Raw genomic sequence first — 16,049 nt, 5'->3', positions numbered from 1 at the left:
GGAGCCATGCCTGAGTTTTCTGGAGCGCTCAAGCGCCGCAGCGCCGCTGCTCTGCCCTCCAGGCCTTAAAGGAATTCTTCCGAGCGTAACCGCATGGCAGGGCTGAGCCTGCCCGTGCCCTCAGCTCTGCACTTCTGCCCGGAAGGCAATCTCGATCAGCTGCTCGGGGAAAGCCAGCGCCGAGACTCCAATCAGGTTGCTGGCCACCTGCGGCACCGGCTGGCCATACACGGCCGGCCGAACCTTGCCACTTGCCGCGAAGGCCGCCGGAACGTCGATGACGAACAGCGTTTCCTCGACCACATCTGCGAGCGACCCTCCCAGCTCTGCCAGCAGCACCTGGGCGTTCTCGTAAGTCCGCCTCATCTGGGCTTCCATGGTGTCGAAGTTGGCGGGCTTGCCGTCAGCCCCCAGCTCCGCCGGCGCAACCAACTCCCCCTGCGGCGTGTGCGAGAGCTGGCCGGACACGAAGATCGTGTTGTTGACGCGGACGGCCTGTACGTACCCGTAGGCCGATTCCCACGGCACTCCGAAGCTGGCGGTCTTTCGATTGGTAGCGTTCATCATTGCTCTCTCTGGTGAAAGGGCAAGTGTGGCAAGCAGTTGGAGTCGAGCGCCTCCCCTGAACGGGGGATCAGATTCGAGCGCGGGACAGCTGCTCTCTACCTGCCTTGACCCACGCCTTCATCGGATCCCTCGCCCTGGGCTTGGTCTCCTTCGGCGGTCGGCGCGGTTCCAGCGCTTCCTTGATCCGCGCCAGTTCCAACCGCCCGGCCTCGGCTAGGCGCCTGGCCTGTTGCTGCTGCTCACGAGTCGGCGGCAGGCCGGGCAGTGGCGGGGGCAACTGAATCGGAGTGCTGTCGGTCAGCCGGGCGACGGCCTCGCGCAGCGGCAGCTCGGGATACAGCCTGGCGGCGCACCAGCGCTCGGCGTAGCGCTTCGCCTGCCGGACGTTGGCCGCACGCACTTCCTTCACCTGCCACATCTTCTGGCCTTCCATCCATAGCCGGACCCCAAGACCGCCATCTGGCGTGACGCTGGCCGTCTGCCGGCCGTTGTACCAGAGCGCCCAGCGCTCACCGGTCTGGACCCAGCCAGAGGGGATCGGGGCGGTGCGGAAGCCGTGGGAGGAATGCATGGCCGGAAGGATACGACCGGCGGTCGCAGATCCTGCGAACACGGCAGCGACCTGGCTGAATCGTTCGGACTCGGTGCCGGCGCGGCGCTGCTCACGCGCCCCCGGGTTGAGCTGCCATAGGCCCCAGGTCCGGCAGGGCCAGCATGCTCTTCCCGCCTTGACTGTGCCATCGGGCAACCGCGCGCCGCAGGATCGGGGGTTCCTTACGCTGCCAGCCGATGCTCGTAGAACGGGTGCCGCTTGTCGTCGAAGATCCGGTACAGAGCTTCGAGGTTGGCCGGATCCGGGTTGAGCCAAGCGCCCACGTGCTCGGGCTTGATGTTGATGATGGTCCGGTCGTGGCCGGCGGCGGCCACCTCCGGCTCCGGGTCGTCGGTGATGGCCGCGAAGGACAGCAGATCCGGCTCCTTCGGCCGGGTCCTTCCAGTGCGACCACAGGCAGGCCACCAGCATCGGCTCGCCCGTGCGTGGGGTGAACTGCACCACCTGATTCTTCTCATCCGGTCCTCGACGTTCTCGTAGAAGGTGTCGACCACCATCAATGCTTGGACGCGAGTAGCCTTGAGTTCCGCAAATGCGCACAAGTCCTATTGACAAAGCCACCGAAACCGATGAATGTCCTTCAAGACGTTCAGCTTAAGTTATGTTTCCATAAGGACTGGATGCAACATGAAACGCAGGACGATTGCGCTAACTTCGGTCGTTGCAGTTGCGATATTTGCCGCCACAGGCTTTTTCCTCATCCAGCGTGACCACAACTTCACGCCAGCTGAGACTAGCCAATCAGCCGTTAGCGTTCGGCATAGCCCGACCTCGAAGGAAGAACAGGGGCTTGAGCCCGAATCTACAAACAGCGCACCGCAGAAGTACATCACTGCTAGAACAGCACAGACGGATGCCGAGACGGCATACGAACTCGTTGAGATCAATCTGCGTTGTCAGATTGACCGTGATGCATCTGCCAATGGCGAGCACATTCGAATCACGCCCGAGGGACTTTGCAAGGATCTGTCACTGAAGCCACTCAGCCGAGAAGAGATATTCAAGGCAATCACTTATGCCGCTGAGCATGGAAACATCAAGGCCCAGCTCGACTACTCTCTCTACGCTTCGAGAATTTTTGAAGACGAGCTGCATTCACTCGATCCGGATCTGATTCGCGAGTACAAGGACAACACAGTCAGATTCCTCGAGGCGGCTGGCAGCGCTGGTCAACCACAGGCCTACGCTCGCCTGAGCGACATATACAAGAACGGCGCACTCGCCTCGAAAGATCCGGTGATGGCCTATGCATACGCGGAAGCATACTTCCGCACAGGTTCAAGTCGTTATGGTGCGTCGTTCTTGAGCAACGCATCATCTGGCCTGGATGGCGCCCAATTGCGCCGCGGTACGGAAATCGCCAATCAGATCCTCAGCAAAAGGAGTGCCTCGAGGTGAGTATGGATGACACTATTGCACCTAATGCAAGAGCGTGGAAGAAGCGTGTTCGTCTACTGCTGGGTGGAATTGTGGTGGCAGCCGCAGGGCTTGCGATCGCGGCCAGCGCTGGAAAGTACTACTGCCCGGAGTGCACGTTTGATGCGCCCGCTGCATTTGGCGATACGGAGATGTACATACGCAGCGAAGTCAACAAGCATGTCAACTCATGGGTGGACAGCAAGGGGAACCCTCTGGATGTAACAATCTGCAATGGAACGCAATGCGCCACCTTCCTATACGCGAAGCTTAGCTCTGTATGGCTTCTCAAGAAATTGGAGAACAGCAACTGGAAGGGGAGTAGTAGCGGTGGCGGTGGCGGCGGCATGGAGGACGGCGGGCCGGGCGGCGGATTTGGCGGAGATCAATGCTCCGTAGTACCCGGAACTTCCACTGGCTGCTCAACGGTGAATGGCGTAAGCCTCTGCCAAACTATCGATACAGGCTATGTTGATTGCGGATTCGGTCACTGATCCTCAGGCCGAGCTCCAAGACGCCCGGAGCTTCTTAGTTATCGGGCGTCCTTTCCTTTGCGACATCTAGCGATTCCGTGCCAATCACTCTTAGACCGTCCTCAACCAAATGGAAGAGGGAACAGCCCATGGCCGCAACCTGGCCGAAGGAGCCGCTTATCCGCGCTTTGGCCCGTATCGGCGTCACCCGCGCGGTGAACACGTCGCGGAGCAACCGCGAGGATCTACTACAACCCGTGGCATAGCGCTCAACCGAAGCACGACGGAACCTGCGGCTGGACGCTGCCTGTACGAAGTTCAATGCCCGGTCACGTCGATCAGCACGAAGTGGCCGGATGCACTGAACTGCGTGGCGTTGTCCGACTGCGGGATCAGGGCAGTCGCCCCGGCATAGTAAAAGCGTCCCGACCCCGCAGCGCCCTTTCCATCGCCCTGCGGCCCAGTCAAGCGGAAGCCCACACCACGCTCAATCCGCTGGCACGAACGAGACGAGATCACCGCGTAGCGCCGACCAGCCGGGACCTGCATGTAGGCGCCCTCCGCCGCCCCGAACGGGGCAGTTGTCACGCCTACGATCCGAAGGGGCTTTGCCCAAGAAGCGAAAGCCAGCTCGCCGGTGGGCTCTCGGTAGACCTCGATGCCGGTCTTGCCCGGCGTTCCAGTCACAACCGAGTCGTATACCCATATCGTGCCGAATACAAACGATGACCCCGTGTAGGCCGACACTCGCCAGTTGTTGCCGCCGAGATTGGTCAGAATCACGCTGAGCCCGAAGTTGTTGTTCGACCCGTGACCGCGACCAGCCGGTGGGGGAGCCGGTTGCGTGGATGACCCACCACGACGAGCCGATGCTGTTCCCGACCGCCGCTGAGGCTGCCGCCTACTGCGAGGATGACGAACAGCCGGTTCCGCTGTTCCGCTCGCCCGCGCAGGCCGTGGACCTGTCCATGCCTATTGCGATGATCGACCGAGCGCTGGGGCACCTCTCAACTGCGCTGGATGATCTGGATTCCAGCCCCGACCCCCGTCCGGGCGCCATGGTCACCGAGGCGGTGGCATGCCTGCGCCGGACCCTCACCGGGGTGCCCCATGGCTGACCAGCTGCTCACCACGGCTTCTACCAGCGCGCCTTCAGCGCCTGGACGCGAGGCCCGCCACGTGGCGCTCAACCGCAGCCATGCCGAGCTGCATAGCGTCGCCCTTGCTCCTGATCACGCCCTCGGGTCGCAACTCGACTGCGATGCCGTCGACTTCGGCTGTGTAAGAGAAAACGTGATCCACGCTGCTCGTGATGGTCAGCACGAAATGGTAGCCATCGTGGAAACCGCGCAGGGTTCGATGAAAGCCACGAGTGGTCATGGGCCGGGCGCGGTAGAGGACGTGGTGCACTGTACAGCTGAATGCGGCAAGTCGTCAGCATCGAGTGTGGCGGCTGACCAGCTGCTCACCGCTGCACAGGCCAAGCACACAGCGCGAGTGCTGCTGACCGAATGCCGGGCGCGCCGACACGGCCTAGGCTTCTGGTTCGCCTTCAACGCTGCACAGCGCGCACGCATGCGCGCCTCCGCTCCCGCAGCACCACTTCCGGCACAGCCGCGCGCACCGGCACTGCCGGCCCAACTGGACCTGTTCGCATGACCGCACCACTGCCCGTTTCCCCGGCCACCGTTGTCGAGGCCACCAAGGCATCGTCGCCCGTCGCCGCAGTCGTCTCTGCCATGCGACGTATCGACCCCGCCAGCGGTCCCGTTGCCGTCGATCAGGTGCGCGCTTGGGCTGACACCCTGCTGAAAGCGCTCTACACCGCTCAGCCAGTGCGCTGGGAGTACCGCAACAAGGACGATCACCGGCCTGGCTGCTGGATGCAGGCCGACGCGGGGCACGTCTACGCTGCGCACCAGCGTGGGCTCGTTGTCCGCGCACTGTTCGAGACACCGCGCGTAATCCAGCCCGAGAAGGTCCACGACTTCCAGCGGCGCGTGTGCACGCGCTGCGGGATGAGCGAGGACTGGGCAGGGCCGGATTGCTTCCCACCCGACAACAAGCCCGACCCGCGCAAGCTGCTGCCTGTCGACCCGAGCTGGTTCCTTGAGCCGCTGAAGTGGATCCGGGACGCCGGCCCGGCGCCGGTCAGCACGCACGAGCGCCGCCGCAGGGCCACCGAAGCCACCTTCCTGATTGAACAGCTCGAAGCCCACATCGAGGAGTGCAAAAAGCCATGACCCAGGAACATATCAGCCACCCGGAAGGGTTGCCGAACTGCGCCGCCGGCCACCGCGCGCGCCACATCCACGACAAGCGCTGCGCCTCCGCAGGCGGTGGCCACCTGGTCGAGTGCGCCTGCAGGTCGACCAGCAAGCATGCCGATCCCGATGCAGCCATTGCAGCGTGGCGCCGCCTCAACCGACCCGCGCGCAGCGCGCGCCTGGCCGCCGAGCCTGCGGCAGCCGACAACGTCCTGCAGTTCAACCTTGGCCTCGCTGAGCAGACGCCGGCCAGGAGGAAGGCCGCGGGAGGCGCCAATGGGCGCCGCTGAAAGGCTCGACCTGTCAGGGAAAGACTGGCTCACCGTCGAGGAAGCCGCCCACTACTGCGGCGTCTCCAACAGCCAGTTCAGGAAGAACGCCATGGGCTACGGGCTGACGCCCCGCCGCTTCATGGGAAAGCAGTTGTACGAAAAGGCGGCGCTCTATGCCGCGATCGAAGGTGCAGAGGAATGGCAAAGGTTCGACTCTACTGGCGCGGCAGCAAGGCCTACCTCGACTGGTCGGAAGGCGGCGAGCGCTTTCGCAGGTCCATTGGGGAACCTGACGCCCGTGAGGCGGAGAGAATACGTGCCGCGAAAGAAGCAGAACTGACCCATGGGGTCCGGATCCTGGCGCGCTTGCCGAAGGTCCGCGACTACTTGGAGTGGTATCTGGACTGGTACGAGGCCGAGCACCCGACCACGATTTCGAAGGCCAGGAGCGAGGTGAAGCGATTCACCGAGCGCTTCGGCCACCGGCCGATCGACAGCATCCGAGCGGTCGAAGTGGAGCAGTACAAGCGCGCCAGGCTCCTGGACGACAAGGCTGCAAAGGAAACCGTGGGGAAGGAGATTCGACGACTGAAGGCGGCGTTCAACCGCGGCGTCGAATGGAAAGAACTGGACGTGAACCCGCTGGCTTCTGTAAAGGCGCCTCGCGGCGTGCGGAGCGTGGCCGTCAAGTTCTACGACCGGGCTGCCATGCGCCGCCTGTATCGGGCGAACCCTGCACGAGCCCCGCTGTGGCTCTTCATGGCTCACACCGGCTTGCGGCGCGGCGAGATCATCGGGCTGGAGAAATGCTCTGTCGTGGCGGGCCGCCTCCTAGTGGAGAGCGACCCAGACGAGAGTGGCGAAGGCAGAACGAAGTCGGGCAAGTGGCGGGAGGTTCCCCTCAACCGATATGCCAAGTGGGCGTTACGCCGCCTTCCAGATCCGCTCGTCACGGTCCATAAGGACACAGTGTCGGACTGGTTCAAGAAGGACGCAATGCTTGCAGGCATTGGCGGCCACCTACACCGTCTTCGACACACATTTTGCGCCCACATGGCTATCAATGGTGTGCCGCTACGAAGAATACAGGTCTTGGCCGGCCACGCAGACTACGCAGTCACAGAAAAATACTACGCTCACCTAACGCCTGACGGAGATGAAACCGCAGTGGCACGACTTAAGTACTAGGGGAGAATCCGCTACTTGGCGAAGAATGCCGACGTAGCCATACCCAAGGCAGCCGCAACTATAACCGACCAAAAAATCTGAGACCTGAGCTTTACCCTTGATTCGTACCATCGAACCATCCTGCCAAGCATGAAGACGTTGGCAGGGAAGAAAAATGAAAGGGCCTTAGCGTGCCAATCCAGCATTATCCCAATCATGGCGACAATAAACGCACAGAACATCAGAGTCACAGGACCCAGAACATTACGACCCCGATCAATCAGATAATTCAATTTGACAAGCACGTCGTTAGACTTCAATGCAAGCTCGGCCGGCGCAGGATCATTGCTCCACGCCAACAATCCAAATGCGCCTGCGCAGGTGGCGCCCAGCGCTACAACCAACGCTACCAACTTCCATTGATACGGATTTTCCCCAAGCCACCTGCGCGTCATTACACCTTGGTCGATATAGGCCTTGAGCTCACTGTAAATCAGGAAGACAGCATCTCGATCATTACCTTCGATGCCAAGATTCACCCCGTCTTCCCGAGAAGCATCAAGACGAAGCGAAAACCCACTACTGGATGCCACGAACCTGATTCTCTCAATCTCAACTGATGAGCCATTCTCTTCGCTACAAACCTCGTCAATACTCCCTGTGACGAACGAAAATGAATCTGCCCGGCTCACGTGAATCTCGCATGCCCCATCAGCCACTTCAGGAAGTCGCTTAGCGATAATGTCGTTTATTCGTCTCAGCTGGCCTTCATCTAGCAGGAAGACCCCCGAGAACTGGTGACTTACAGTTGCGGCCATCGCGCCCCCCTGGCGTCTTACATTGCAGCGGCATCTAGGTCTTCCCAGATGCCGGTCAGAATTCCGTGTGTGCCAACTGTGCCAAGCAAGCTCCGAAGTAGACCAATCTAACGTAGGTCGCAGGGGCCCGACATGGGCTAAGCCATTGAATTGTGGTGACCCCGGCCCGATTCGAACGGGCGACCTTCCCCTTAGGAGGGGGACGCTCTATCCAGCTGAGCTACGGGGCCATTGGCGGCGGAGAAAAGGATACCTCGTCTGGCTGAATGGACCAAGCGCCGGGCGTTCTGCAGTACGCCCACCGTCAGTAATCTGTGCGCTTCTCCCCGCTGCACTTGCCGTCGCCGCATGATGACCTTCTGGCAGAGCCTGTCTGCACTCGGCGACAGCCGCGCCTTGTTTCCGTTTGCCGCTGTACTCGCCTTGTTTCTGCCGCCTTCTCACCGACACCTGCTATGGCGCTGGGCAGCGGCAATGATTGTAGTTGCCGCAACCACGCTAGCGAGCAAGATTGCCTTCATGGGTTGGGGTTTCGGCTTGAAGCATCTGGATTTCACCGGCGTCTCCGGGCACGCCGCCATGTCCAGCACCCTCTATCCCGTGGCCTTCTGGCTGCTGGCCAGCGGACGCAGCCGACAGCTGCCGGCCTGGGCCGTCGTGGGCGCAGGCCTAGCGCTCGCGATCGGCTACTCTCGACTGCCATTGCGAGCCCACTCCCCATCCGAAATCGTCATGGGACTCAGCCTCGGCCTGGCCGCGTCGGCATGGGTGCTGCGTGGCGGACATACTCTGGGCAACATGCTGGTCGTGCGTGGCCGCGCCGCGCTGCTGGCCATTGCCGCCGCCGTGACCTCCCCGATACTGCTTGCAGACTTGCACACCCATGACCTCGTGAAGGCCGCGGCGAAGACACTGTCCGGCCGCGCGCAAGCGTTCGAGCGCCACGGCCTACGCGGCCATTCGGTCCCAGTCAGCGGCCATCATGGCGATAGCAATCACAAACCTTGACAGCAAGGATTCATCCGAAGAACATGTGAAAGGAATTTTCCCTGACGGAGCAGGCCTCCCATGTTCAAGAAGACGATCGCAGTTGTGGCACTGGCGGCCCTGTCCGCCTCCCCGATGATGAGTTTCGCGCAGGAAGCGCAGGCTACGGCCGGAACGGAGGCCACTGCGGCGGAAGTTGCCGGAGCAGAAGCTGCAGGCGTCTCGACCGCTGCTGTCGTGGGCACCACCGTAATCGGCGTGGCCGCCGCGGCCGTTGCGTACAGCATCGGCGGCGACAGCACCAGCGGCAGCAATGACGGCGGCGGCGGCACTGATCCGGGCGGCCCGGGTCCGGGCGGCCCTGGTACGGGTGGCACCGGCGGTACGGGCGGCACCGGTGGTACAGGCGGCACCGGCGGCTGATCAGCGCACTGCGTACCACTCAGGCCCTCGCCGGGCGCGGCCCGGCGGGGGTTTTTTATGCCTGCCAGACTCTCATCCCCATGAATAACATCACCCCTCGCCTCCTTGCCGCTGCGTTGACCGCACTGGCACTGTCCAGCTGTGCGCTTGCGCCGGGACAGCACCTGCGCCGCAGCGACGTTGCCGTCGACCGCAAGAGCGGCGATGGTCAGCTGGAAATCGTCAGCATCACGCCGAAGCTGATCGCCCAGGAAAACGCCGCGCGGACGCAGAATTCACTGCCAGCTGCGTTGTTCGATTACCAGCCTGCACCGTACACGGTCGGGGCCGGCGACATTCTCTATGTCACCGTATGGGATCACCCCGAATTGACCGTGCCGGCCGGTCCCCAGCAGCAGGGTGCTCTGGCAGGGCGCCTTGTGCAGAGTGACGGCACGATGTTCTACCCATACATCGGCAAGGTCACAGCCTCGGGAAAGACGCCGATGCAGCTCCGTGAGGAAATCAGCACCCGCTTGGCCAAGTACGTGGAATCGCCCCAGGTGGACGTATCCGTCCTCACCTATGGCAGCCAGCGGGTCTGGGTGACAGGCGCTGCCCAGCGATCCTCGCCGATTGCCCTGGGCACCTCGCCGCTGACGCTGGCAGATGCTATCAGCCAATCCGGACTGGACAACCAGCAGGCCGACTTGTCGGGCATCCAGCTCAGCCGGGAAGGCATCACTTACACGATCAACCTGGAAACCCTGGCTCGCGAGTTTGGCGGCCGCCAATTACTCCTCAAGGATGGCGACTCCATCTTCGTGCCCTACCTTGATCGCAAAGAGATCTTCGTGGTGGGCGAAGTGAATCAGCCCGGCGCCTACAGCTTCCGAACCGGTGATGTCTCGCTGAACCAGGCACTCGGCCGCGCTCGCGGCCTGCTTCAACAGACCGCAAACGGCAATGCCGTGTATGTCATCCGCGGCAGCACGGACCTGCAACAGGAGCCCTCGATGGTCTATCAGCTGGAGGCGCGCTCTCCGACCGCTTTTGCCGCCGGCAGTCAGTTCCATCTGCAGCCGGGCGACGTCGTATTTGTCGGCGCGGCCGGCGTCAGCCGTTGGAACCGCTTCGTGAATCAGCTGCTGCCCTTCACCAATATCCTGTACAACGCGGCGCGTACCGGAACCGAAATCAAGGACAACTGACATGGCTCGCATGGATGCGGCCTGCCACCGCCCTGCACATCGCGCCCATGGCGCGCTGTTGCTGGTCGCCGTCGCCGCCCTGCTGTTCACCGGGTGCACCACCGGCAGCCGCTCCACACTGGATACCTTCCGGCTGATCACCCATCGCCCGGCACAGGCGACCGCAGAAGGCGTGGCCAGCAACCGCTTCCCGCAGATGCAGGTGGAAACTCCCGACCTCACCGCAGTGGCTGTTCTGGGCTACGTCGATGGAGGCCGCCAGCAGTGGTTCGCGGGTTCACATGCGGTGTTCGAAATGGACGCCCACGGCCTGCTGCTGGGTGGCAGCGGCCTCGGGCAGCAATGGCACGCGCGTATCGATGGACCCTCGCCCTTCGATGACCTGCGTACAGTGACCACGCCCGTTGCGGTGCAGCGCCGGTATGACTGGATTCCCGCCTACCAGGTCGACGTAGCCGTGACCGGGATCCTGAGCAGGGGCGAACTGGAGCAGGTGGAGATACTGGGTTCGCGCCGGACCCTGCAGCGGTTCGACGAGCAGCTGCAAGGCGGTGGCATGAGTGGCCGCAATGTCTACTGGGCCGATCCTGCCACAGGCTTCATCTGGAAGAGCCGCCAGCATCTGGCGCCCGGTCGTGTTGCTGAGCTGACCCAGCTCAAACCCTATCGCCCGGCCAAGGACTGAGCCATGACGTTCAGATTTATCAACCTGGTAGTGCTTGCCGCGCTGTTCGCTGCCACTGGCGTCCAGGCCGCGCAGGTACATATCGAAGGTGCCGTTGAAGCAGCAGGGCAGTACGAGCTGCGTACCGGCGCCCGTCTGGCCGACGGCCTGCTGCTGGCCCGTCCCAAGGCCGACGCCTACCTGCTGGGGGCAAGTCTCGAACGCCCGCAGGCCCTGCCGGCCCAGGTGCGGCTGCGCGCGGGGCTGCAGTATGGCGCCGGGCAGCTGGCAGAGTCTGCCGACGCACAGGTCGTGACGCTCGCGCAGGCATTGCAGACCTGGCTGGAGACACATCCGGCCACCGGCCGGACGCCCATCTCCGGGCCCGCGCGACTGATCCAGGTCCAGCCTGCGAACAACCCGGTGCTAGCCACAGGTGACAGGCTGCGGTTTCCGCTACGGCCACGCACCGTCACTGTCATGGGCGCAGTGGAGCAGGAGTGCGAGCTGCCACACGGTCCGCATCGCGATGCACGCGACTATCTGCGTGACTGTCATCCCAGTCCCCTTGCCGACCGCAACGACATCTACGTGATCCAGCCCGACGGGCGAATCCAGCAGTTGGGCATCGGCCTGTGGAACCGCGCAGATCCCCAGGCTGTCGCGCCCGGGGGTACGGTTTTCGTGCCCGTGCGCGCCTCCCTGATCAAGCGCATCGACCCGCTGTTCAACAGCGATTTCGCCGCGTTCATCGCCACCCAGCCCGTCAACCCGTGATGATCCAGTCCTGCCTGCGCGCGCACCCAGTGCGCCCCGCCCGTTTTGCACTGAGCGCGCTTGCGTTGTCGCTGTCCTGCGCACTGCATGCCCAGGAGGCACCGCCCCCCACTGCCAACGAATGGGGTGGGATCGGTCTTCTGCAGACACCTACCGCGCGCATGGCAAGCGACGGAGACCTGAGCTTCACTGCGTCGTACAACGCCCCCTACGCCCGCTACAACCTGACACTTCAGCCATTCCCGTGGCTGGAGGCCTCATTCCGCTACATCAACGTCAACAATTTGCTGTACGGGCCTAGCATTGCCGGCGATCAGCATTACAAGGACAAGTCGATCGACTTCAAACTGCGCCTGTGGCAGGAATCACGCCTGCTCCCGCAGCTTGCCTTTGGTGTGCGCGATCTGGGCGGCACCGGATTCTTTTCCAGCGAATACCTGGTTGCTAACAAGAATTTCGGCCCGATCGATGCCTCGATCGGACTTGCCACCGGGTACATCGGCAATCGCGGCGATTTCTCGAACCCACTGGGCGCCATCGATGATCGTTTCAAAGACCGGCGCTCCATTGCCAACAGCGACATCACGCAGTCCGGAAAGTTCGGCCTGAGCAACATGTTCAAGGGGCCGGTCGGTATCTTCGGCGGCATCACCTACCAGACGCCGATGGATGAGCTGTTGCTCAAAGTGGAATACGACGGCAACGACTACCGGCGTGAACCGCGAAACAACAACCTCCGCCAGCGCACGCCATTCAACGTGGGGCTGGTCTATGTGCCGAACCGCAATGTCGAACTGACTGCAGCCTGGGAGCGCGGCGACGCGGCGATGTTCTCGCTCACCCTGCGTGGCAATCCCGGCAACGCGCCAGCTGCGCCGAAGCCGTTCGACCCGCCACCGCAGCGGCTGTTGCCCGCGACAACCGCCGCCGATCAGCGCGCATCAGTCGCCAGCAGCGACGCTTCTGGTGCCGCTCCTGGCACCAGTACCGACTGGGCAGCAATCAGCACCGAACTGCAGCGCAATGCCGGGTTCCGTGTCGAACGCATTTCGCGCCGCGGCGACGAACTCTATGTCGACGGTTACCAGGCCCGCTACCTGCATCCTGCCAAGGGCCTTGGACGCGCGACGCGCATTCTTGCCAACGCGACCGGCGATGACTACGACTGGTTCACCCTGCGCACCACCCGCGTGGGCATGCCGATCGCCGATCTGTCAATCAACCGCGAAGCGTTCGCGGGGTACCTGGATGGCACCGTCAGCGAAGACGTACTGCGGCGGAGCACGGAACTGCAGGCGCCCGGCGCGCTCGCGCGCGAAACGCTGTACACGCCCAAGCGCAACCCATTCGGCGGCGGCTTCAACATCGGCTACCGGCAGAATCTTGGCGGCCCTGATGGCTTCATCCTGTACCAGATCGCAGCCAATTACTCGGGCAGCCTGTTCCTGCGCGACAACATCTGGCTGACCGGCACCGTCAGTGCTGATGTCACCAACAACTACCACAAGTTCAAGTACAACGCCCCAAGCCGCCTGCCACGCGTGCGGACGGACATCCGCCAATACCTGACCACCTCCGACATCATGCTGCCCAATCTGCAGGCCAACATCGCCGGACGGCTGGCACCGGACCTGTATGGCATCGCCTACGCAGGCTACCTGGAGTGGATGTATGCCGGCGTCGGCGGCGAACTGCTGTATCGCCCAAGCGGCGAGCGCTGGGCGGTTGGCGTGAATCTCAACCGGGTGCAGCAGCGCGACTACGATCAGCACTGGGGCCTCCGCGACTATAGGGTCACCACCGGCCACGCCACGCTCTACTATGCCTTCGACGCCCGTGAACGCATCATCGGCTCGCTGTCGGTGGGCCAGTACCTGGCCGGCGACAAGGGTGCCACTCTGGACCTGGCCCGCGTATTCGACAACGGCGTGACCATGGGCGCGTATGCGACCAAGACCAATGTCTCGGCGCGTGACTTCGGTGAAGGCAGCTTCGACAAGGGCATCTACTTCAGTATTCCGCTCGATGGATTCCTGCCACGCTCCACGCGCGGCCGTGCCGCCTTCAATTGGAACCCGCTGATCCGCGATGGCGGCGCCATGCTCGGCCGCAAGTACGGCCTGTACGGCATGACGGGCGACCGCGATGAACGCTTCTTCTATGACAATCTGCGTAACGTCGGGGAATGAGAAAGGCCGGGCGCCTGACAGCCCCCGGCCTTTCATCCGCAGCGCAATTTCCAAGGGCTTGTGCAATCAGAGGTAACGCACCCAGCTCTTCACCCCCTCATCCATCAGAGTGTAAACGTGCTCGAATGCAGCACGTTGCTGGCGATAAGGATCGGGAATCTCGCGATCGGACTGCCACTTGCCCAGCAGGAAGGTCTTGCCCGACGCCTCCGGCGCGATTTCGATGATGCGATGGACATGCTTGCGCTCCATCACCAGTACCAGATCCGAAGCTGCGAGGATGCTCCGGTCGATCTGCCGCGCACGATGGCTGCTGCCATCCAGGCCATGCTCGGTCAACAGCGCCTGCGCGGTAGCATCCACACCGTGGTTAACCAGGGCCCCCAGGCCGGCCGAGGACACTGTGATGCCCTTGCCGCTCACAGCCTCACGCAGCATCACTTCCGCCGACGGGCTACGGCAGATGTTGCCGACACACACAACCAGAATATTCTTGAACACGGACAACGGTTTCCATCAGTTCTTCAATACACGAGAAATGCAGCGCGCTGCTGCCACCCAGATGCATCCACACGAGCCTACCGACGCATCCCGGCACAAACCTTGCACTAATACGCCGATTTCTGCCCCAGCACCTTCAGTGCAGTCAACACAATGATCCGCACGTCAAGCGTCGGGCTCCAGCGCCGGATGTAATCGATGTCGTACTGCACGCGTTTCTTCATCGAGCGCAGCTCCGGCGTCTCGCCACGCAGGCCGTGCACCTGCGCCCAGCCGGTAATCCCAGGCTTGACGTAGTGACGATGCATGTAGCGCTCGATCACGCGCTCGTAGTGGTTGTTGTGCTGGATCGCGTGCGGGCGCGGCCCGACCACCGACATGTTTCCACCCAGCACGTTGAAGAACTGCGGCAGTTCGTCCAGGCTGCTGCGGCGCAGGAAGGCGCCGAACCGGGTGACTCGCGGATCACCGCGCCTAGCCTGGGTAATCTGCCCCTCTCCCTCTGCATGCACGCGCATGGAGCGGAACTTGAGCATCCAGAACTCCTTGCCACCCAGCCCGTGACGCTTCTGGCGGAACAGCACTGGCCCGGGCGAACTCAGCTTCACGCCAATGGCGAGCACGACAAACAACGGCGCCAGCAGGACCACCGCGACACCAGCCACGAGGATGTCCTCGATCCGCTTGAACAGGCGAAACCGGTGGTCTGCCAAGCCCTGCCGCACACCGATCATCGGCACATCACCCACTTGGTGCAGACCGGGGTTGAGCGCCCCCAGGCCCGTGGTATCAGGGATCAGACGCACAGGCACCGGAAATCGCTCGATCTGCTTGAGCATGTCCCTGACCGCGGCGGCATCCCCCATCGGCATCGACACCCAGACTTGATCGAACTCACCCCGATGCTGATCCATGTACTGCGGGACCTCAGCCAGCAAGCCCAGTCGGCGCGGCGCATCACCGCCACGGCGGGTGGCGATATCGCCTGCACCGGCGAAGTAGCCAATGACTTCCTTGCCCAGCTCCGGCTTGCCACGCAGCAGGCGGTGCAGTTTCAGGGCCGGGGCGCGAAGTCCGACCAGCAGGACCCGCTCGCGGTCCATCCCACGCGAGCGCAGCCGATGCAACTGCACCCTCAGCAGCACACGCAGCGCCGCCATCGATCCCAGGCCAAAGGCATACCAGCCAATCAGCCACGTCGACGGCACCACATCGGCAAGCCCGACCAGGACGACGTAGAGCGAGAACAGCGCAAAAGTGGCAGACCACGCCAACAGCAGCAGCCAGAGATCAGCGAGAAGCCCTCGCATCCGCCAGTTCCGATACAACGGCGCGACTGAGAAGCAAACGACAGCGCTGAGAACCACCGCACCAAATACGATTCGCTGGGAAGAATCCGGCGCACCTGTTCCGTACAAAAGAAAGTGAGAAAGCACTGCCATCCCCGGCAGCAACAACATGTCGCCCAAGCGCATCCCCAACTCCAGGGCAGCGCGCGCTTCAACACGGCGGCGGCCCGCCCGGGCCCGCTCTGCGGGAAGGTCTTCTACTGATCCATGTAGCAATGCACTTCTCCATATCTCGGCTCGAGGGGGCGCGGAACCAGTGCCCACGTGCATGGACTCCCCAGCCAGCACGGAATCATCGAGGTTGTTTCAATCAAATGTGGAGGAATTGTGGATGAAATTTTGACCAAAAGATAGGAATTCCGTTAAGACACAGAAC

The 16,049-nt window shown here is 62.7% G+C and carries 20 protein-coding genes, 1 tRNA gene and 1 pseudogene; 14 read left to right on the top strand and 8 right to left on the bottom strand.

Features of this window, described 5'->3' with window-relative positions; all coding sequences use genetic code 11:
• Window positions 1–120: 120 nt before the first annotated feature.
• The 3 genes and pseudogenes from BN1263_RS16545 to BN1263_RS16535 all read right to left on the bottom strand — a co-directional run.
• Window positions 121–564 carry a RidA family protein gene (locus tag BN1263_RS16545; protein ID WP_251102351.1) on the bottom strand — a complete coding sequence of 148 codons (444 nt, stop codon included), beginning with the start codon at window positions 562–564 and terminating at the stop codon, window positions 121–123.
• A 70-nt stretch (window positions 565–634) separates the two neighbouring features.
• Window positions 635–1,138, bottom strand: a complete 504-nt coding sequence (locus tag BN1263_RS16540; RefSeq protein WP_186008982.1) for a hypothetical protein — start codon at window positions 1,136–1,138, stop codon at window positions 635–637.
• A gap of 203 nt (window positions 1,139–1,341) precedes the next feature.
• Window positions 1,342–1,680, bottom strand: a pseudogene (locus tag BN1263_RS16535) (SOS response-associated peptidase family protein); the annotation flags it as partial.
• A 127-nt stretch (window positions 1,681–1,807) separates the two neighbouring features.
• Between BN1263_RS16535 and BN1263_RS16530 the strand changes: the two are divergent.
• Window positions 1,808–2,578: a hypothetical protein gene (locus tag BN1263_RS16530; RefSeq protein WP_058982672.1), complete on the top strand. Its 771-nt coding sequence runs from the start codon at window positions 1,808–1,810 to the stop codon at window positions 2,576–2,578.
• A 2-nt stretch (window positions 2,579–2,580) separates the two neighbouring features.
• Window positions 2,581–3,090, top strand: coding sequence for a hypothetical protein (locus tag BN1263_RS20600; protein WP_144435380.1), 510 nt, complete (start codon window positions 2,581–2,583; stop codon window positions 3,088–3,090).
• Between the two features lie 297 nt (window positions 3,091–3,387).
• Here BN1263_RS20600 and BN1263_RS16525 read toward each other — a convergent pair whose 3' ends face one another.
• Window positions 3,388–3,852 (bottom strand): hypothetical protein, encoded by a 465-nt coding sequence (locus BN1263_RS16525; protein ID WP_144435379.1) that lies wholly within the window; start codon window positions 3,850–3,852, stop codon window positions 3,388–3,390.
• Window positions 3,853–3,917: 65 nt separating this feature from the next.
• Here BN1263_RS16525 and BN1263_RS16520 point away from each other — a divergent pair, with 65 nt between their 5' ends.
• From BN1263_RS16520 to BN1263_RS16495, 6 genes are read left to right on the top strand one after another with little or no spacing between them, the layout of a single operon-like run.
• Window positions 3,918–4,187 carry a hypothetical protein gene (locus tag BN1263_RS16520; protein ID WP_058982668.1) on the top strand — a complete coding sequence of 90 codons (270 nt, stop codon included), beginning with the start codon at window positions 3,918–3,920 and terminating at the stop codon, window positions 4,185–4,187.
• Entirely contained in the window at window positions 4,180–4,728 is a 549-nt protein-coding gene (locus BN1263_RS20740; RefSeq protein ID WP_186008981.1) for a hypothetical protein, read from the top strand. The genes BN1263_RS16520 and BN1263_RS20740 overlap by 8 nt, the downstream gene beginning before the upstream one ends.
• The gene (locus tag BN1263_RS16505; protein WP_058982664.1) at window positions 4,725–5,312 is read left to right on the top strand and encodes a hypothetical protein; all 588 of its coding nucleotides are present in this window, start codon (window positions 4,725–4,727) and stop codon (window positions 5,310–5,312) included. Before BN1263_RS20740 ends, BN1263_RS16505 begins: the two co-directional genes overlap by 4 nt.
• Window positions 5,309–5,626: a hypothetical protein gene (locus BN1263_RS16500; protein WP_058982661.1), complete on the top strand. Its 318-nt coding sequence runs from the start codon at window positions 5,309–5,311 to the stop codon at window positions 5,624–5,626. Before BN1263_RS16505 ends, BN1263_RS16500 begins: the two co-directional genes overlap by 4 nt.
• On the top strand, window positions 5,613–5,948 hold the full coding sequence (locus BN1263_RS20945; RefSeq protein WP_239508686.1) for a hypothetical protein: 336 nt from the start codon (window positions 5,613–5,615) through the stop codon (window positions 5,946–5,948). The genes BN1263_RS16500 and BN1263_RS20945 overlap by 14 nt, the downstream gene beginning before the upstream one ends.
• Before the next feature lie 26 nt (window positions 5,949–5,974).
• Window positions 5,975–6,796: a tyrosine-type recombinase/integrase gene (locus tag BN1263_RS16495; RefSeq protein ID WP_260832985.1), complete on the top strand. Its 822-nt coding sequence runs from the start codon at window positions 5,975–5,977 to the stop codon at window positions 6,794–6,796.
• An 11-nt stretch (window positions 6,797–6,807) separates the two neighbouring features.
• Here BN1263_RS16495 and BN1263_RS20590 read toward each other — a convergent pair whose 3' ends face one another.
• Entirely contained in the window at window positions 6,808–7,593 is a 786-nt protein-coding gene (locus BN1263_RS20590) for a hypothetical protein (protein WP_144435378.1), read from the bottom strand.
• 153 nt (window positions 7,594–7,746) lie between these two features.
• Window positions 7,747–7,823, bottom strand: a tRNA-Arg gene (locus BN1263_RS16485).
• 118 nt (window positions 7,824–7,941) lie between these two features.
• Here BN1263_RS16485 and BN1263_RS16480 point away from each other — a divergent pair.
• From BN1263_RS16480 to BN1263_RS16455, 6 genes are all read left to right on the top strand, one after another.
• The gene (locus BN1263_RS16480) at window positions 7,942–8,601 is read left to right on the top strand and encodes a phosphatase PAP2 family protein (protein WP_080398861.1); all 660 of its coding nucleotides are present in this window, start codon (window positions 7,942–7,944) and stop codon (window positions 8,599–8,601) included.
• A 60-nt stretch (window positions 8,602–8,661) separates the two neighbouring features.
• Window positions 8,662–9,003, top strand: coding sequence for a hypothetical protein (locus BN1263_RS20735; protein WP_058982656.1), 342 nt, complete (start codon window positions 8,662–8,664; stop codon window positions 9,001–9,003).
• An 80-nt stretch (window positions 9,004–9,083) separates the two neighbouring features.
• Window positions 9,084–10,193 carry a polysaccharide biosynthesis/export family protein gene (locus BN1263_RS16470; RefSeq protein ID WP_058982655.1) on the top strand — a complete coding sequence of 370 codons (1,110 nt, stop codon included), beginning with the start codon at window positions 9,084–9,086 and terminating at the stop codon, window positions 10,191–10,193.
• A gap of 1 nt (window position 10,194) precedes the next feature.
• Window positions 10,195–10,878 (top strand): YjbF family lipoprotein, encoded by a 684-nt coding sequence (locus BN1263_RS16465; RefSeq protein WP_058982654.1) that lies wholly within the window; start codon window positions 10,195–10,197, stop codon window positions 10,876–10,878.
• Window positions 10,879–10,881: 3 nt separating this feature from the next.
• On the top strand, window positions 10,882–11,634 hold the full coding sequence (locus BN1263_RS16460) for a capsule biosynthesis GfcC family protein (RefSeq protein ID WP_058982653.1): 753 nt from the start codon (window positions 10,882–10,884) through the stop codon (window positions 11,632–11,634).
• Window positions 11,634–13,823 carry a YjbH domain-containing protein gene (locus tag BN1263_RS16455; RefSeq protein ID WP_058982652.1) on the top strand — a complete coding sequence of 730 codons (2,190 nt, stop codon included), beginning with the start codon at window positions 11,634–11,636 and terminating at the stop codon, window positions 13,821–13,823. Before BN1263_RS16460 ends, BN1263_RS16455 begins: the two co-directional genes overlap by 1 nt.
• Window positions 13,824–13,889: 66 nt before the next feature.
• On the opposite strand, the gene BN1263_RS16450 is transcribed toward BN1263_RS16455, so the two are convergent.
• Together BN1263_RS16450 and BN1263_RS16445 are read right to left on the bottom strand one after the other, a co-directional pair.
• Window positions 13,890–14,324 (bottom strand): low molecular weight protein-tyrosine-phosphatase, encoded by a 435-nt coding sequence (locus tag BN1263_RS16450; RefSeq protein ID WP_058982710.1) that lies wholly within the window; start codon window positions 14,322–14,324, stop codon window positions 13,890–13,892.
• 107 nt (window positions 14,325–14,431) lie between these two features.
• Window positions 14,432–15,799 carry an undecaprenyl-phosphate glucose phosphotransferase gene (locus BN1263_RS16445; protein WP_260832984.1) on the bottom strand — a complete coding sequence of 456 codons (1,368 nt, stop codon included), beginning with the start codon at window positions 15,797–15,799 and terminating at the stop codon, window positions 14,432–14,434.
• Window positions 15,800–16,049: the final 250 nt, after the last annotated feature.

Source organism: Stenotrophomonas thermophila (assembly GCF_001499715.1).
Classification (GTDB): domain Bacteria; phylum Pseudomonadota; class Gammaproteobacteria; order Xanthomonadales; family Xanthomonadaceae; genus Stenotrophomonas; species Stenotrophomonas hibiscicola.
The sequence above is the reverse complement of the archived record's forward strand: the minus strand, read 5'-3'. Positions and strand labels throughout refer to the sequence as shown.

Coding starts and splice junctions, on each gene's coding strand:
- BN1263_RS16445 (WP_260832984.1), bottom strand. CDS start 15,799: ATGCGCTTGGGCGACATGTTGTTGCTGCCGGGGATGGCAGTGCTTTCT.
- BN1263_RS20590 (WP_144435378.1), bottom strand. CDS start 7,593: ATGGCCGCAACTGTAAGTCACCAGTTCTCGGGGGTCTTCCTGCTAGAT.
- BN1263_RS16520 (WP_058982668.1), top strand. CDS start 3,918: ATGACCCACCACGACGAGCCGATGCTGTTCCCGACCGCCGCTGAGGCT.
- BN1263_RS20735 (WP_058982656.1), top strand. CDS start 8,662: ATGTTCAAGAAGACGATCGCAGTTGTGGCACTGGCGGCCCTGTCCGCC.
- BN1263_RS20945 (WP_239508686.1), top strand. CDS start 5,613: ATGGGCGCCGCTGAAAGGCTCGACCTGTCAGGGAAAGACTGGCTCACC.
- BN1263_RS16545 (WP_251102351.1), bottom strand. CDS start 564: ATGAACGCTACCAATCGAAAGACCGCCAGCTTCGGAGTGCCGTGGGAA.
- BN1263_RS16480 (WP_080398861.1), top strand. CDS start 7,942: ATGATGACCTTCTGGCAGAGCCTGTCTGCACTCGGCGACAGCCGCGCC.
- BN1263_RS20740 (WP_186008981.1), top strand. CDS start 4,180: ATGGCTGACCAGCTGCTCACCACGGCTTCTACCAGCGCGCCTTCAGCG.
- BN1263_RS20600 (WP_144435380.1), top strand. CDS start 2,581: ATGGATGACACTATTGCACCTAATGCAAGAGCGTGGAAGAAGCGTGTT.
- BN1263_RS16540 (WP_186008982.1), bottom strand. CDS start 1,138: ATGCATTCCTCCCACGGCTTCCGCACCGCCCCGATCCCCTCTGGCTGG.
- BN1263_RS16470 (WP_058982655.1), top strand. CDS start 9,084: ATGAATAACATCACCCCTCGCCTCCTTGCCGCTGCGTTGACCGCACTG.
- BN1263_RS16455 (WP_058982652.1), top strand. CDS start 11,634: ATGATCCAGTCCTGCCTGCGCGCGCACCCAGTGCGCCCCGCCCGTTTT.
- BN1263_RS16530 (WP_058982672.1), top strand. CDS start 1,808: ATGAAACGCAGGACGATTGCGCTAACTTCGGTCGTTGCAGTTGCGATA.
- BN1263_RS16505 (WP_058982664.1), top strand. CDS start 4,725: ATGACCGCACCACTGCCCGTTTCCCCGGCCACCGTTGTCGAGGCCACC.
- BN1263_RS16465 (WP_058982654.1), top strand. CDS start 10,195: ATGGCTCGCATGGATGCGGCCTGCCACCGCCCTGCACATCGCGCCCAT.
- BN1263_RS16500 (WP_058982661.1), top strand. CDS start 5,309: ATGACCCAGGAACATATCAGCCACCCGGAAGGGTTGCCGAACTGCGCC.
- BN1263_RS16460 (WP_058982653.1), top strand. CDS start 10,882: ATGACGTTCAGATTTATCAACCTGGTAGTGCTTGCCGCGCTGTTCGCT.